The sequence below is a fragment of the Streptomyces sp. NPDC025793 genome (assembly GCF_055558375.1).
In genome coordinates this window covers 146,717-160,529 of the sequence record NZ_JBVHMR010000016.1, presented here as the reverse complement: position 1 = coordinate 160,529, position 13,813 = coordinate 146,717, and the positions used below count along the sequence as shown (strand labels likewise).

12 protein-coding genes are annotated in these 13,813 nt (G+C 71.4%); 5 read left to right on the top strand and 7 right to left on the bottom strand.

Annotated features, from left to right (window positions below):
* Nucleotides 1-199: 199 nt before the first annotated feature.
* Both ACZ4MF_RS28190 and ACZ4MF_RS28185 read right to left on the bottom strand, forming a co-directional pair.
* Entirely contained in the window at nt 200-1,258 is a 1,059-nt protein-coding gene (locus tag ACZ4MF_RS28190) for a BMP family lipoprotein (protein WP_467494680.1), read from the bottom strand.
* Between the two features lie 320 nt (nt 1,259-1,578).
* Nucleotides 1,579-2,814: an amidohydrolase gene (locus tag ACZ4MF_RS28185; protein ID WP_467494679.1), complete on the bottom strand. Its 1,236-nt coding sequence runs from the start codon at nt 2,812-2,814 to the stop codon at nt 1,579-1,581.
* A gap of 231 nt (nt 2,815-3,045) precedes the next feature.
* Between ACZ4MF_RS28185 and ACZ4MF_RS28180 the strand changes: the two genes are divergently transcribed.
* Both ACZ4MF_RS28180 and ACZ4MF_RS28175 read left to right on the top strand, forming a co-directional pair.
* A complete protein-coding gene (locus ACZ4MF_RS28180) occupies nt 3,046-3,702 on the top strand; it encodes a class I SAM-dependent DNA methyltransferase (RefSeq protein ID WP_467494678.1) in 657 nt (218 codons plus the stop codon).
* A gap of 259 nt (nt 3,703-3,961) precedes the next feature.
* Nucleotides 3,962-4,513 carry a CAP domain-containing protein gene (locus ACZ4MF_RS28175; RefSeq protein WP_467494677.1) on the top strand — a complete coding sequence of 184 codons (552 nt, stop codon included), beginning with the start codon at nt 3,962-3,964 and terminating at the stop codon, nt 4,511-4,513.
* A gap of 5 nt (nt 4,514-4,518) precedes the next feature.
* Here ACZ4MF_RS28175 and ACZ4MF_RS28170 read toward each other — a convergent pair whose 3' ends face one another.
* Genes ACZ4MF_RS28170 through ACZ4MF_RS28155 form a run of 4 tightly spaced genes read right to left on the bottom strand, consistent with a single transcriptional unit; the run spans nt 4,519 to nt 9,379 of the window.
* Nucleotides 4,519-5,670, bottom strand: coding sequence for a hypothetical protein (locus ACZ4MF_RS28170; protein WP_467494676.1), 1,152 nt, complete (start codon nt 5,668-5,670; stop codon nt 4,519-4,521).
* A gap of 60 nt (nt 5,671-5,730) precedes the next feature.
* Nucleotides 5,731-6,669 carry an N-acetylneuraminate synthase family protein gene (locus ACZ4MF_RS28165; RefSeq protein ID WP_358651741.1) on the bottom strand — a complete coding sequence of 313 codons (939 nt, stop codon included), beginning with the start codon at nt 6,667-6,669 and terminating at the stop codon, nt 5,731-5,733.
* Between the two features lie 14 nt (nt 6,670-6,683).
* Nucleotides 6,684-8,039 (bottom strand): cytidylyltransferase domain-containing protein, encoded by a 1,356-nt coding sequence (locus tag ACZ4MF_RS28160; protein WP_467494675.1) that lies wholly within the window; start codon nt 8,037-8,039, stop codon nt 6,684-6,686.
* A gap of 17 nt (nt 8,040-8,056) precedes the next feature.
* Nucleotides 8,057-9,379: a DUF6716 putative glycosyltransferase gene (locus ACZ4MF_RS28155; RefSeq protein WP_467494674.1), complete on the bottom strand. Its 1,323-nt coding sequence runs from the start codon at nt 9,377-9,379 to the stop codon at nt 8,057-8,059.
* Nucleotides 9,380-9,577: 198 nt separating this feature from the next.
* Here ACZ4MF_RS28155 and ACZ4MF_RS28150 point away from each other — a divergent pair, with 198 nt between their 5' ends.
* The 3 genes from ACZ4MF_RS28150 (at nt 9,578) to ACZ4MF_RS28140 (ending at nt 13,141) form a co-directional block, all read left to right on the top strand.
* A complete protein-coding gene (locus ACZ4MF_RS28150) occupies nt 9,578-10,555 on the top strand; it encodes a glycosyltransferase family 2 protein (protein WP_467494735.1) in 978 nt (325 codons plus the stop codon).
* Nucleotides 10,552-11,895 carry a polysialyltransferase family glycosyltransferase gene (locus tag ACZ4MF_RS28145; protein WP_467494673.1) on the top strand — a complete coding sequence of 448 codons (1,344 nt, stop codon included), beginning with the start codon at nt 10,552-10,554 and terminating at the stop codon, nt 11,893-11,895. The genes ACZ4MF_RS28150 and ACZ4MF_RS28145 overlap by 4 nt, the downstream gene beginning before the upstream one ends.
* An 85-nt stretch (nt 11,896-11,980) precedes the next feature.
* Nucleotides 11,981-13,141, top strand: a complete 1,161-nt coding sequence (locus ACZ4MF_RS28140) for an acyltransferase family protein (protein WP_467494672.1) — start codon at nt 11,981-11,983, stop codon at nt 13,139-13,141.
* On the opposite strand, the gene ACZ4MF_RS28135 is transcribed toward ACZ4MF_RS28140, so the two are convergent.
* Complete coding sequence (locus ACZ4MF_RS28135; protein WP_467494671.1) at nt 13,134-13,793, bottom strand: TetR/AcrR family transcriptional regulator C-terminal domain-containing protein; 660 nt, start codon at nt 13,791-13,793, stop codon at nt 13,134-13,136. The genes ACZ4MF_RS28140 and ACZ4MF_RS28135 overlap by 8 nt on opposite strands.
* Nucleotides 13,794-13,813: the final 20 nt, after the last annotated feature.

The following is a 13,813-nucleotide window of genomic DNA, read 5'->3' as shown; positions in this document are numbered from 1 at the left end:
GGCGCACTCTCCTCGGGGAAAGGGGCTGCGTAGGGGAGGGCAGGCGTCGGCGACGCTAGCGCGGCAACTCGACGCTACACGCGTAGAGTTGACACATTGTTATGGCTCGGCGAGGGGTCGTGGGGACGACACTCCCTCACCGAGCCGGGTCCGGCGAACCGGCCGGGTCCCTCGGCGGGAACCGGCCGGATCCGTCAGGTCACGGGGTGGTCTTGACCTTGATCTGGCCGTCGACGATCTTCTGCTTCGCGGCGTCCAGCTTGGGCTGGATGTCGGCGATGAAGCCGCCGCTCGTGGCGAGCGAGACGCCGCCCTTGGCGAGCGAGTAGACGTTGTTGCCGGTCAGCGGCTTGCCGTCCTTGACCGACTTGATGAAGTCGTACACACCGACGTCGACGTTCTTGACCATCGAGGTCAGGATCGCGCTCTTGTACTGGGCGAGACCCGGGATGTTGTACTGGTCGGAGTCCACACCGATGGCCCAGGCACCCTTGGCGCCGTGCACGGCCTCGATCGCGCCGTTGCCGGAGGAGCCGGCGGCCGTGTAGATGACGTCGGCGCCGTTGTCGAGCATGCCCTGCGCGGCCTGCTGGCCCTTGTCGGGGCTGGAGAAGCCGGAGTAGTCCTGGCCGTGGGACAGGTACTGGACGTCGACCTTCACCTTCGGGTTGGTGTCGTGCACGCCCTGGGTGTAGCCCGCCTCGAACTTCTTGATCAGCGGGTTGTCGACACCGCCGACAAAGCCGACGTGGTCCTTCTTGGTCTTCAGCGCGGCGGCGACACCGGCCAGGTAGGAGCCCTGCTCCTCGGTGAACGTGATGCTGTTGACGTTCGTGCCGGTCACGACCGAGTCGACGATGCCGAAGTTGGTCTTCGGGTACTTAGGGGCGATCTTGGTCACGGCGGAGGCGTAGGAGAAGCCGACGGCGACGATCGGGTTGTAGCCCGCGTCCGCCAGGTCCTGCAGGCGCTGCTCGCGGTCGGCCTCGGTGTCCGAGGTCTTCGCGGTCAGTTCCTTGATGGAACCGCCGAACTCCTTCTCGGCCTTGTCGGCGCCGCGCGCGGCGGAGTCGTTGAACGAGCGGTCACCGCGGCCGCCGACGTCGTAGGCGAGACCGATCTTGATACCGCCCTTGGCACCGCCCGAGGAGGAGGAGCTGGCGTTGTTGTCGGAGGAGGTGCTGCCACACGCGGTGGCAGTCACGGCGAGTGCCGCGGTCGCGAGACACGCAGCGGAAAGCTTGGCTACCCGGCGCACGGGAGGCTCCTTCACCTGACCTGAGCGCCGTGTCGGCGCTTGATGGGAGCACCTTGCCGGTGCTCCAGCCGGGACGCCCCGTCGGCGTCGGCTTCGCGGCATCGTAACGCGCGTAGATGTCGCAAAAAACCCCCTCTCGAAGCCGTTATCGATTCGAGGCAAACAGCGTCTGAACTCACCCTCTTCGCCCTTGATCGGAGGTGTCGCGGTGCGTACACGAATGGCTTACGGAGATGTTGCGCCGGTCGGTCGAATAAGTAAGAACAAGTAAGAAGGAGCCCCGAAGCGGCCCCTTCTTCCTCATTCCTCCCGCCCCTGACTCAGACCTCGGTGCCGTTCGCGTCCAGGAAGGCCGCTGCCGTGAACATCTCCACGCCGACCGTGATCGCGTGCTCGTCGGCGTCGAAATCGCCCTGGTGCAGGTCGCGGACCGTGCGCTCGCCGGGGCGCCGGACCCCGAGCCGGGCCATGGCGCCCGGGACGTGCTCCAGGTACCAGGAGAAGTCCTCGCCGCCGAGGCTCTGCTCGGTGGACTCCACGGACTCCCGGCCCCGGCGCGCGGACATCGCCCGGCGCAGCAGGTCGGCGGACTCCTTGTCGTTCACGACCGGCGGCACCCCGCGCACATAGGTGATCTCGGACTTGGCGCGGTGCAGGGTGGCGACCTCGTCGATGGCCGCGTGGATGATGTCGGGCGCCTGCCGCCAGGCCTCCAGGTCCAGGCAGCGCACGGTGCCGGACAGCTCGGCGTGCTGCGGGATGACGTTCGGCGCGTGCCCCGACTCGATCCGGCCCCAGGTCAGCGCCAGCCCGACCCGGGTGTCGACCCGGCGGGCGATCAGCGCGGGCACGTCGAGGGCGACGCGGGCGGCGGCGGTGACCAGGTCGGTGGTCAGATGCGGCCGGGCGGTGTGCCCGCCGGGGCCGTCGAGCGCGATGTCCAGCCGGTCGCAGGCGCTGGTGATCGGCCCGTGCCGCAGCCCGACCCGCCCGGCGTCGACGCGCGGGTCGCAGTGCACGGCGAGGATCCGGCCCACGCCCGCCAGCACGCCGTCCTTGATCGCGTCCAGGGCGCCGCCGGGCATCACCTCCTCGGCAGCCTGGAAGATCAGCCGCACGGGTCGGGGCAGCAGGCCCTTGCCGTGCAGGTCCGCGAGGACGAGCCCGGTCCCGAGCACGATGGTGGTGTGCACGTCGTGCCCACAGGCGTGCGCCCGGTCGGGCACGGTGGACCGGTAGGGACAGTCGGCCTTGGTGTCCGGGATGGGCAGGGCGTCGATGTCCGCGCGCAGGGCGAGCAGCGGTACCGCCGTCCGCTCACCCTCGGTGAGCCCGATGTCGCACACGAGTCCCGTTCCCTTGCCGAGCACGCGGGGCTTGAGCCCTGCCTGCTCCAGCCGCTCCTTGATCGCGGCCGTCGTACGGAACTCCTGGTTGCCCAGCTCGGGGTGCATGTGCAAGTCGCGGCGGAAGGCGACGAGTTCGGCGTGCAGGGCTTCGCTCAGCGCGCCGGGGAGCACATCCCCCGCGAGGCCGGCCTCGGACTCTAGGGACATCAATTGCTTCACCCTCTGAAGGGTAGGACGCCCGGGTGGTCAACTGCCCCTCGATCAACAAAAGTTCAGCCCGTTAGGGGAGAAAATCTGACCAGCGGACGCATGGCGGCGGACTCTGACGGGTAAAACCACTGTTTCTCCTTCCACGGATACCATGCCTCACTACAGTCCTGCTCGACGTGTCCAGGAACCGGACCGGGGCCGCGCCCCCTCCCGATAGGGTCCGGACGCGTGACCGACGCGACGGAGACGTTCCTCCATCCCACCCGGACCTCGTACGACACGATCGCCAAGGAGTACGCGGCCCGGTACCCGACCGGGCTCACGCACCCGCTGGACCGCACCCTGATCACGGCCTTCGCCGAACTGGTCACGGCGAACGGCCCGGACCCGGTCGCCGACCTGGGCAGCGGCCCCGGCGGGGTCACCGCGCTCCTGCACTCCCTCGGGATCCCGGTCTTCGGCGTGGACCTCTCCCCCGCCATGGTGGCCCTGGCCCGCGAAACTCACCCCGGCCTGCGCTTCCATGTGGGTTCGATGACCGCCCTGGACCTCCCGGACGCCACGCTGGGCGGCATCCTCGCCCTCTACTCCACGATCCACGTCCCCGACGACCACCTGCCGGCCGCCTTCGCCGAATTCCGGCGCACCCTGCGCACCGGCGCCCACGCCCTGCTCGCCTTCCAGGCCGCCGACGAGCCCGGCCACCTCCACCTCCCGGAGCGCTTCGGCCACGAGATCGACCTCGACTACTACTGGCGCACGCCGGAGCAGGTCGCGGCGCTGCTGGCGGGGGCCGGGCTGGAGCTGGTCGCGACGGTACGGCGGGAGCCGTCCGGGGAGGAGCGCCGGGCGCGGGCGTTCGTGCTGGCGAGAAAGGCCGACTGAACCCCGGACGCGCCCCCTCCCCCCGGCCCGGCCCGAACCTTCCTCGCGTGCAGTGTCGTACACGATGCCGAGCGGCCGGCCGGGATCCTCGTGGCCGGGCGATCGTCGTGGAGGCGTGGGCGGACGCCGCCGCGCACGAGGCGGCCGCCGGTGATCGCGCCGGTTACCGGCGGTACGTGCTCCTGGCGCCGTCTGGTGACGAACGCACGGCGTCGCGAGAATCACCCTGAGTCACCACCTCCGAAAGAGGGGCTGCACAGTGGGCGTTCTCTCGCGGGCCGCACCCCGGCCGACGGCCGTGCTCCTGACCGCGTTCCTGTCCTGCTCGCCGACCGCCTGGGCCGGGCCACCGACGCCGGGGCCACCCGCGTTCCCCTCACCCGGGTGGACGGTGCCGGTCGCCGGGCAGTGGCGCGCGCCGCCCTCGGCACCGGCCTCGAACGCCGTGGTGTCCGAGGTCAACAGGCGCCGTTCCGAGGAGGGTTGCGCAGCGGTACGGCTGCGCACCTCGCTCGACCGGGCCGCCCAGGCACACAGCTCGGACATGGCCGCACACCGGCACCTCACCCACACCGGTACGGACGGCAGCGCCCCCGAGAACCGGATGCGGACCGCCGGCTACCGCCCCGTCGCCACCGGCGAGACCATCGAGGTCGGCCCCGCCGACGCGGGCGCGGCCGTCACCGCGTGGATGGCCAGCCCGCCGCACCGCGCCATCCTTCTCACCTGCCGCTACACCGACGGCGGCGTCGGCAGGACGGACGGCCCCGACGGCGCCTGGTGGACCCTGGACCTGGCCTCGCGCGACTGACTTCTTCAGACGGAGAACGCCACCGTCTGCAGCCGGTGCACGTCTTTGGCCGTTCCCGTGACGCCCGACAGGAAGCCCTGGGCGCGGGGGGACGCGGTCTCCGTCAGCCAGGTCGGGTCGATGTCGAAGACGGCCACCTTCACGCCCGTGCCCACCAGCGCGAGCGGCAGGGTGTGGACGACCGTCGAGGGGAAGCTGAGGATCGTACGGCCGATCGGGCCGCGGCGGGCGATCAGTTCGAGGGGGAGGTCCGGGCGGACGATCTCCAGGCCCGTCTCGGTCGCCAGGCGGTGGAGTTTGTCCGTGCTCTCGCGGCGGTGGGCGAAGTAGCGCGTCGCGCCGTGGGTCCTGGAGAGGGTGCGGACCGCTTCCACGTAGTGGTCGGCGTCCACCACGCCCGTCTCCACCAGTGACGTGCCGACCATGTCCGCGCTCTTGGTGATGCGCGGCGGGCCGAAGCGGGCGCGGGTCCACGAGAAGTCGTTGGCCGTGACCGTCACGCCCTCGGGCGTCTCCGTCACCGGCATCGAGGAGAAGACCTCCACCCGGCGCTTCGCGCTCGGCGTGAGCCGGCGGCGGGCCGAGGCGGAGACCGGGGCGAAGAGCAGGTCGCGCGGGCCGGGGCGGCCGCCCTTGCGGTGCCAGCGGACCAGGCGTTCGCCGCGGGCGAGCTGGGCCACGAACTCCATCGTGGCCGTGCCGTCGTCCACCACGACCAGGTCGAGGGCCTTGGTGATCGTCAGCAGCAGTTGGACGTAGCGGGAGAACGGGTCTCCCATCACGATCCGGTCGGCCCGGCGGAGCGCGCCCGCCAGGCCGCCGATCGTCGAGAAGGGCGCGGCCGGACCGCCGCGCGCCTCCTCCCAGCGCACCGTGTGCCCCTCGTCCCGGGCCAGGTCCGCCATGCGGCGCAGCTGGCCCCGGGTCATCGGGTCGGTCGGCGACAGCACGACGAGGGTGAGTTCCGCGCCGGCCCGTGAGGGGTCACCGGCCATCGTCCGCCGCACCTGCGCGGGCACGGACGGCAGCGGGTCCGGGGCCGGGCCCTGCAGTCCGTGCAGGTGTGCCCACTCCAGTACGTTCAGCAGCTGGACCGGGCTCTCCACGAAGGCGAGCGTGCGGGGAGGTTGGCCGGGCTGACCGGCGCGGGGGCTCATCGGCGTACGACCGTCCCGTCGTAGGACACGTAAGGGGCTCAACAGGCCGGGGCCGGGGGGTCAGACCGTGACCGGCTCGCCCGCCGCCGCGGCGATCTCCGCCTCCGCGACGACACCGGTGACGCGGCGCAGCTTCTTCATCGGGCCCAGCTCGGAGTCGTAGACCTTCTTGACGCCGTCGCCGAGGGAGGCCTCGATGGTGCGGATGTCGCGGACGAGGCGGGTGAGGCCCTGCGGCTCGACGGAGGCGGCCTGGTCGGAGCCCCACATGGCGCGGTCGAGGGTGATGTGGCGCTCGACGAAGGTGGCGCCGAGGGCGACGGCGGCCAGCGTGGTCTGCAGGCCCGTCTCGTGGCCGGAGTAGCCGATCGGGACGTTCGGGAACTCCTTCTCCAGCGTGTTGATCACGCGGAGGTTCAGCTCCTCGGCCTTCGCCGGGTAGGTCGAAGTGGCGTGGCACATCAGGATGTTGTCGCTGCCCAGGACCTCGACCGCGTGGCGGATCTGCTTCGGGGTCGACATGCCGGTGGAGAGGATGACGGCGCGGCCGGTGGCGCGCAGGGCCTTCAGCAGCTCGTCGTCCGTCAGGGAGGCGGAGGCCACCTTGTGGGCGGGGACGTCGAACTTCTCCAGGAAGGCGACGGCCTCGGTGTCCCACGGGGAGGCGAACCAGGCGATCCCCTTCTCCTTGCAGTACTCGTCGATCTGGCGGTACTCGTCCTCGCCGAACTCCACGCGGTGGCGGTAGTCGATGTAGGTCATCCGGCCCCAGGGGGTGTCGCGCTCGATGTCCCACTGGTCGCGCGGGGTGCAGATCTCCGGGGTGCGCTTCTGGAACTTCACGGCGTCGCAGCCGGCCTCGGCGGCCACGTCGATCAGCTTGAAGGCGTTCTCCAGCTCACCGTTGTGGTTGATGCCGATCTCGCCGCAGATGTAGACGGGCTTGCCGGGGCCGACCTCGCGCGAACCGAACGAACGCAGACGGGAGTTGGTGCTCATGGCAGGAGATGTCCTTACTTGGGGAGGGAATCGAGAGAGGGGCCGAGGATCCAGCTGGCGATCTCTCGGATCGCGCCGTCACCGCCGGGGAGGGTGGTGACCGCGCGTGCGGCGCCGCGTACGACGTCGTGGGCGCTCGCGACCGCCACGGGCCAGCCGACGAGGGCGAAGCACGGGAGGTCGTTGACGTCGTTGCCGACGTAGAGCACGCGCTCCGGCGCGATGCCCTGCTCCTCGCACCACTGCTTCAGCGCGAGGTCCTTGCGGTCGATGCCGTGCAGCACCGGGAGCTTCAGCTTCCGGGCGCGGGCGGCGACCACAGGGTTCTGCTCCGTGGACAGGATCAGCATCTTCAGGCCGCTCTTGCGCAGGGCCGCGATGCCGAGTCCGTCGCCGCGGTGCACGGAGACGAACTCCCGTCCGTCGGAGTCGATCAGCACCCGGTCGTCGGTCTGGGTGCCGTCGAAGTCCAGTACGACCGCGTCGATGTCCTCGGCGGTCGGCAGCGAACCGGGACGGTCCGCGTCGAAGAGGGGGGCCAGCGCGCGGGCGCGGGCCAGGTCGTGCGGGTCGTCGATCTCCAGCACGCGCGCGGGATCCGTGCGGACGAGTTCCGTACGGCCGAAGAAGCGGTACTGGTGCTTGCGGAAGCCGGCCGCGTCCATCGCGTAGGCGGCGCCGGTCTCCAGGAAGTCCTGGGGGCGGTCCTGACGGCGGGGGCGGAAGGACTTGTCGTGGTTGACGCCGTAGCCTCCGGTGGCCGGCGCGGGAACGGCGTGGCTGCCGCCCGCCGCCGCGGCCACCGAGGCCGTGCCGGTGGCGCCGTCCGTCGCCGCCCGCGCTTCGGCCACCGGCGCGGTGGCCGACGGCTCACCGTGCGCGGCGAGTTCGTCGACCGCGTCGCGCCAGACGAACCCGTGGAACGGCGCGACCGTCAGCGCGGTGTCCGCGCCGCCTTCGATCACGGCCGACGCAACCCCGTCGATGTCCTCGCGAACGATGAACGGGCTGGTGCACTGCACGAGCAGGACCGCGTCGACCGCCGCGCCGTGCAGCGCCTCGTGGGCGTCCATGGCGTGCAGGACGGCGGCCTCGGAGGTGGCCGTGTCCCCGGCGATGGCGGCGGGCCGCAGCACGACCTCGGCGCCGGCCTGCCGGGCGGCGGCCGCGATGGCCTGGTCGTCGGTGGACACGACGACGTCGGTCACCAGCCGGGTCGCCCGGCACTCGCGCACCGCGCGCGCCACCAGCGGCACGCCGCCGACGGGGGCCAGGTTCTTGGCGGGCACGCCCTTGGAGCCGCCGCGCGCGGGGATCACCGCGAGCACCCGGCGCAGCGTCGCGCCCGGTCCCGCCTCGGGGTTGGACATGGAGTCTCCTTGGAAGGTCACAGCTCCCCCATCCGCCGGATCACGGGGGCCACGCGCTGCACGCCGTGGCGGTAGGCCCCGCGCGCGGCGCGGCGCACGATCTGGCGCACCGGGCCGGGTTCCTTGTCGGCGGCGGGCGCGCCGGGCAACGGGGCGCCGTCGGGGCCGAGGTGGTGGCGGGCGAGGATGCCGGGCAGGTATCCGGGCGCCGTCTCGGGTGTGTAGTAGGGGTTCAGCGGGGGCAGCCCGCCGGGCCGCTCCAGCAGCCCGGCGATGCGCTCGCGCGCGGTGTCGAAGGCCGTCTCGTACGAGCCGTCGACACCGACGCCCTGCCGGGCCACCCACTCCTCGTCCGCCGCCGGCCGGTGCCCGGCGTCGAGCTGGTCCCAGGAGGCGAGGCACCCGGAGCCGGTGAAGTGGTGGTTGCCGAGCACCTCGCGCACGCCCAGGTCGGTGAGGACGACCGTGGGGACGCGCCGGTGCAGGGCCTCCAGGGCGGCCGTGGAGCTGACGGTGACCAGCAGGTCGGCGCGGTCCAGCACCTCGCCCATGTGGCCGTACACCAGCCGGAAGTTGGCGGGCACGGACATGCCCCGGACCAGCTTCTGGTACGGCAACTCCTCGATGTGGGTGGTGTGTTCACCCGGCTTGGAGCGCAGCTTCAGCAGCACCTCGCGCTCGGGGTGCCTGCGGGCGTGCTCGATGAGCCGGTTCAGCAGGTATGTACGGTCCTTGCGGCTGTCCGGGACGGACGGCTGGGCCGCGAACACCACGGTGTACGGCTCGTGTTCACCGGTGTACGGCGCCCCGCCGAGGAAGGGCAGCGCGACCTCGGTGACCGCGGAGGCGTCGGCGCCCACGCCCTCGTACACGGCCCGGAACCGGTCCGCGTCGTGCCGGGAGTTGGCGAGGACGAGGTCGGCGCCGTGCCGCAGCAGCAGGCCGTCGGCGAGCTTCTCGTAGACGACGCCGACGTAGCCGGTGACGACCACCGGGCGCTCGCCCGAGCCCCAGGCGCCCCGCAGTCCGTGCAGCATCGCCTGGACGCCGCCGCCGACCAGTGCGAGGACGAGGAGGTCGTAGGGCTCCCCGGCCGTCGAGTCGGTCATGGCGCGCAGGAACTCGACGCCGGTGACCTCGCGGAGCGAGTCCGCCCGGACGCCCACTTCCCCCAGCTGGCGGGCTGTGGGGGTGGCGCGCCCCCGCAGGAGGTAGCCGTCGAGCCGGATCTCGGAGTCGGCGGGGGCGAGGCGCTGCGCGGTGAGCGCGCCCCACTTCCACCGGGTGTCGGAATCGGCGAGGACGGCGACCCGCAGGGACTTCGTAGCTCTTGCTGGCACGCCGAAGACGCTAGGAAGCGATTCCGTTGTCCGGCCCAACCCGAATGCAACAAACGGTTAACAGCACATCGCCGAATGACGAATCGGGCCGTCAACTCGCCGGAAAAAAGCCCGGTTCACAGCTTCGCCACGCGTCGTTCACCCAGCATCAAGCAAGGCGTCAAGACGAATCACGGGCTTCCCCCTAACGTCCCTGACGTGGTCAAGCTCTCCGTCATCGTGCCGTTCTACAACGTGCAGCAATACGCTCCCGACACCCTCAGGAGTCTGAAGGCGAATGCCCGGGACGACTTTGAGTTCATTCTCGTGGACGACTGTTCCCGCGACGGGACACCGGACATTCTCGCGCGCGCGGAGCGCGAGCTGCCCGGGGCGGTCCATGTCCGGCACGAGCAGAACGGGGGGCTGGCGACCGCGCGCAACACCGGGATCGACCGGGCGCGCGGTGAGTACCTGACGTTCCTGGACGGCGACGACTGGCTCGCCCCCGGCTACTTCCCCCAACTGGTCGCCGCCATGGACGAGTTGGGCTGCGACTTCCTCCGTACCGACCATGTGCAGTGCACCGCGCGCTCGCGCCAGGTGCACCGGGTGCCGGTCGGCCGGCGGGGCGTGGTGATGAGCCCGCGCGAGGCGATCCTGCCCGCCGACCGCTCGACGTCCGTCGACTACGCGTACGCGTGGGCCGGCATCTACCACCGGCGGCTCGTGGACAAGGGCCTGCTGCACTTCACCGACGGGCTGCGCACGGCCGAGGACCGGCCGTGGATCTGGAAGCTGCACCGGGAGGCGGAATCCTTCGCCGCGGTGAGCATGCTCGGTGTGTTCTACCGGCGCGGGGTCGCCTCGTCGCTCACCCAGATCGGCGATGTCCGGCAGCTGGATTTCATTCGCGCGTTCGACCAGGTCGTCGCGGAAACCGCCGAGGATCCGCAGGCCGATGAACTGCTGCCGAAGGCCGTCCGTACCTATTGCGCCATCATTTCCCATCATCTGGGATCCATCGAAAGGTTCGAGCCCGCGGTGGCGAAAAAGCTGAAATCCATGAGTGCCGCGGCCCTGCGGCGCATGCCGCAGGACGTGCTGGAGGACGCGCTGGACTCCATGGACTTCCAGCGCGCGTCCAAGCTGCGCCGGCTGCGCCGCCGTCCCGCCCCCGCGGGGGCCGCCGCGTGACGACCCAGATCTTCCAGGCGTCGACGCTGTACGGCACGGCCACGCTCGCCGCCGCCCTGGACTCCGGCTGCTTCGGCCCGGCCGACCGGCGGATCCTGCTGGTCTGCAACAACTCCACCACCCCGGAGACGACGCCCGCCCTGGACGAGGCACCCGGCTTCGAGAAGCTGCGCGACCGCTTCGACGAGGTGATCTCGTACAACGAGACGATCTTCCCGTTCCACCCGGGCGGCTGGGCTCCGCGGGTGGACGACATGCCGCTGTGGGAACGCTTCCTGCGCCACGAGTGGCGGCTGGGCGAGGACGACGTCGAGCTGGCCGTCGAGTCGATCCAGGTCAACCCGTCGCTGGCGCTCGGCCAGATCTTCACCGGCGCCCCCGTGACGGTCTACGCCGACGGCCTGATGAGCTACGGCCCCACCCGCAACAAGATCGACCCGCTGGTCGGCACCCGGGTGGACCGGGTGCTGCACCTGGACCTCGTCCCCGGCCTGAAGCCGCTGCTGCTCACCGAGTTCGGCGTCGAGGGCGAGATCGTGCCGACGGCCGCCTTCACCAAGGTGCTCGCCGATCTCGGGCCCGTGAATCCCCAGGACACGGAACTGCCGGACGTCGAGGAGCCGGCGCTGCTGCTCGGCCAGTACCTCTCTGCGCTGGAGATCCTCACCGCAGAGCAGGAGGACCAGCTGCACATGCGGATGCTGCGGGGCGCGGCCGCGCTCGGGCACACCAAGGTGGTGTTCAAGCCGCATCCGTCCGCACCGGCGGGCTTCACCCGCTCGCTGGAGCAGGAGGCGCGGAAGCTGAAGGTCGAGCTGACCGTGCTCGACACCCCGGTCCTCGCCGAGGTGCTGTACCAGCGGATGCGTCCCGCGCTGGTCGTCGGCTGTTTCTCCACCGCCCTGCTCACGGCCCAGGCGCTCTACGGCCTGCCCGTCGCCCGGATCGGCACCGAGCTGCTGCTGGAGCAGGTCACGCCGTACGAGAACAGCAACCGGATCCCGGTCACCATCGTGAACGCGCTGCTGCCCGCACTGGGCGACAGGGCGGCCGTCGAGGAGCAGCGCCGGGGCATGGACGTCGAGGAGCTCGGCGCGCTGGTGCGGGCGGTGGGCTTCGCGATGCAGCCGAAGATCCTGCCGAGGCTGCGGCCCGAGGTCGAGGGCTGGCTGGCGCGGAACCAGAACCCGCGGACCCTGCGCTACTTCAAGCGCCGACGGCTGACCTCCCTGGCCCTGCCCGGCGGGGTGCCGGCCCAACTGGCGTTCATCCCCCGCAACGCCACGGTGCGCCGAGTGGCCCGCAAGGCCCGCAGCCTGCGCCGGGGCGCACGCAACTGAACCGGGCCGCGGGCCAGGGGCGCGCGAGCGGCCGGGCCCGGCGACGGCAGAACCGTGAAGACCATCCAGGAAGGACATGACCTCCATGGCAGCGTCACCGTCACCCCCGGGCCTCGCCGCCGCGCCCGGCCCGTTGATACCCCGCCCGGCCCCCGCACCGTCCGCCGCCGGTGGCGGACGCGCGAGCCGCCTCATGGCCCTGGACGGTCTGCGGCTCGTGGCCGCGCTGATGGTCTGCCTCTACCACTACACCGGACGCGGCGGCACGGTCTCCGCGTCCTGGCACGGCAGCCCGGCGCACCTCTTCCCGACCCTGTCCCGGGCGGCCGTCTACGGCAACTTCGGGGTGCAGTTCTTCTTCGTGATCAGCGGCTTCGTGATCTGCATGAGCAGCTGGGGCCGTACGCTCGGCGACTTCTTCCGCTCCCGCGTGTCGCGCCTGTACCCGGCCTACTGGGTGGCGCTGTTGCTGGTCACCGGGGCGTCGCTCGCCATGCCCGTCGTCGTCCACGCGGTCCGGCTGGACGAGTTCCTGGTCAACCTGACGATGCTCCAGCAGCCGATGGGCGCGAAGCGGGTCCTCGGCGTGTGCTGGACGCTCTGGGTCGAACTGCGCTTCTACGTGCTGTTCGCGCTGCTCGTCGTGGTGCGCGGGGTGACCCGGCGCCGGGTGGTGCTGTTCGCCTGTGTGTGGACGCTGGCGGCGGTGCTGTGCCACAGCTCCGGGAACGAGCTGCTGAACCAGGTGATCATGCCCGAGTACGCCCCCTTCTTCATCGGCGGCCTGGCGCTGTACCTGATCCACCGCTTCGGCAGCGACCTGCTCTCGTGGGGCATCGTCGCGATGTCCTGGCTGCTGGCCCAGCGGGAGGCCACCACCGGCCTGTGGGGCCACCACCCGCACCGCGATCCGTACGTCGTCATCCTGATCGTCACCATCGCCTTCGCGGCCGTCGCCGTCGTGGCGCTCGGCTGGGCGAGCTGGGCCAGGTGGCGCTGGCTGGTCACGGCGGGCGCGCTGACGTACCCGTTCTACCTGGTCCACGAGCACCTGGGCTGGTTCGTCATCCGGGTGCTGCACCGCGGTCTGGGGCTCGGCCCGTGGCCGACGCTCGTGGTGACCGTGCTGGGCATGCTGGCGCTGGCGTGGCTGATCCACCGGTTCGTGGAGAAGCCGTTCGGGCCCCGGTTGAAGCGGGCCCTCAAGACGGCGGGCACCGGTGTCCCGGAGCGGGCGGTCAGCTGACTCCGTACCGCGCCCCGATCCCCGCGACGACGACCGCCAGTCCTTCCTCGAACTGGCGGTCGTAGTCGTCGAAGAGCAGCTCGCCGGCCGCCGCCGCGAGCGGGAAGTCCGCGAGCCGCCGGGCCCGTTCCCCGACGTCGTACCCCTCCCGGCGCTCGCCCGGCAGGGGCCGTACGCCCTGTTCCTCGGTGACGAAGCCGATCGCGTAGGCGTTCGCCGTCCGGCCCGCGTCGACCGCCTGGGCGAGGGTGAACCCGGCGTCCGTCAGCAGCCGCAGGTTCGCCTCCAGGGCGGGGGCGTGCTCGGTGCCCGTGAAGCGTGAGCCGCTGTAGACCTTGGCGCCGTCGCGATAGCCGAGCAGCGCGCCGCGCAGCCCCCGGCCCGTCTTCAGCAGCCGCTCCTGCCAGCTGTCGTCCGGATCGAGCGGCGCGGCGGCGACCATCCGCCGGTACATCTCCGTCGCCATCTCGTCCAGCAGCGCCTGCTTGTCCTTGAAGTGCCAGTACAGGGCGGGCGCCTTGACGTCCAGTTCGTTGGCGATGGCGCGCAGGGTCAGGCCGTCCAGTCCCGCCTCGTTCAGCAGCCGCAGGGCGGTGTCGGCGACGCGGCGCCGGTCCAGGGGGGCGCGGGGTGCGCGTTTCTCGGGGCTCACACTTGACAGCTTAACAGCGT

Bases quoted from the DNA above. Each gene is read 5' to 3' on its own strand.
- ACZ4MF_RS28185 (WP_467494679.1), bottom strand. From the start codon at position 2,814: ATGTCCCTAGAGTCCGAGGCCGGCCTCGCGGGGGATGTGCTCCCCGGC.
- ACZ4MF_RS28170 (WP_467494676.1), bottom strand. From the start codon at position 5,670: ATGAGCCCCCGCGCCGGTCAGCCCGGCCAACCTCCCCGCACGCTCGCC.
- ACZ4MF_RS28165 (WP_358651741.1), bottom strand. From the start codon at position 6,669: ATGAGCACCAACTCCCGTCTGCGTTCGTTCGGTTCGCGCGAGGTCGGC.
- ACZ4MF_RS28160 (WP_467494675.1), bottom strand. From the start codon at position 8,039: ATGTCCAACCCCGAGGCGGGACCGGGCGCGACGCTGCGCCGGGTGCTC.
- ACZ4MF_RS28140 (WP_467494672.1), top strand. From the start codon at position 11,981: ATGGCAGCGTCACCGTCACCCCCGGGCCTCGCCGCCGCGCCCGGCCCG.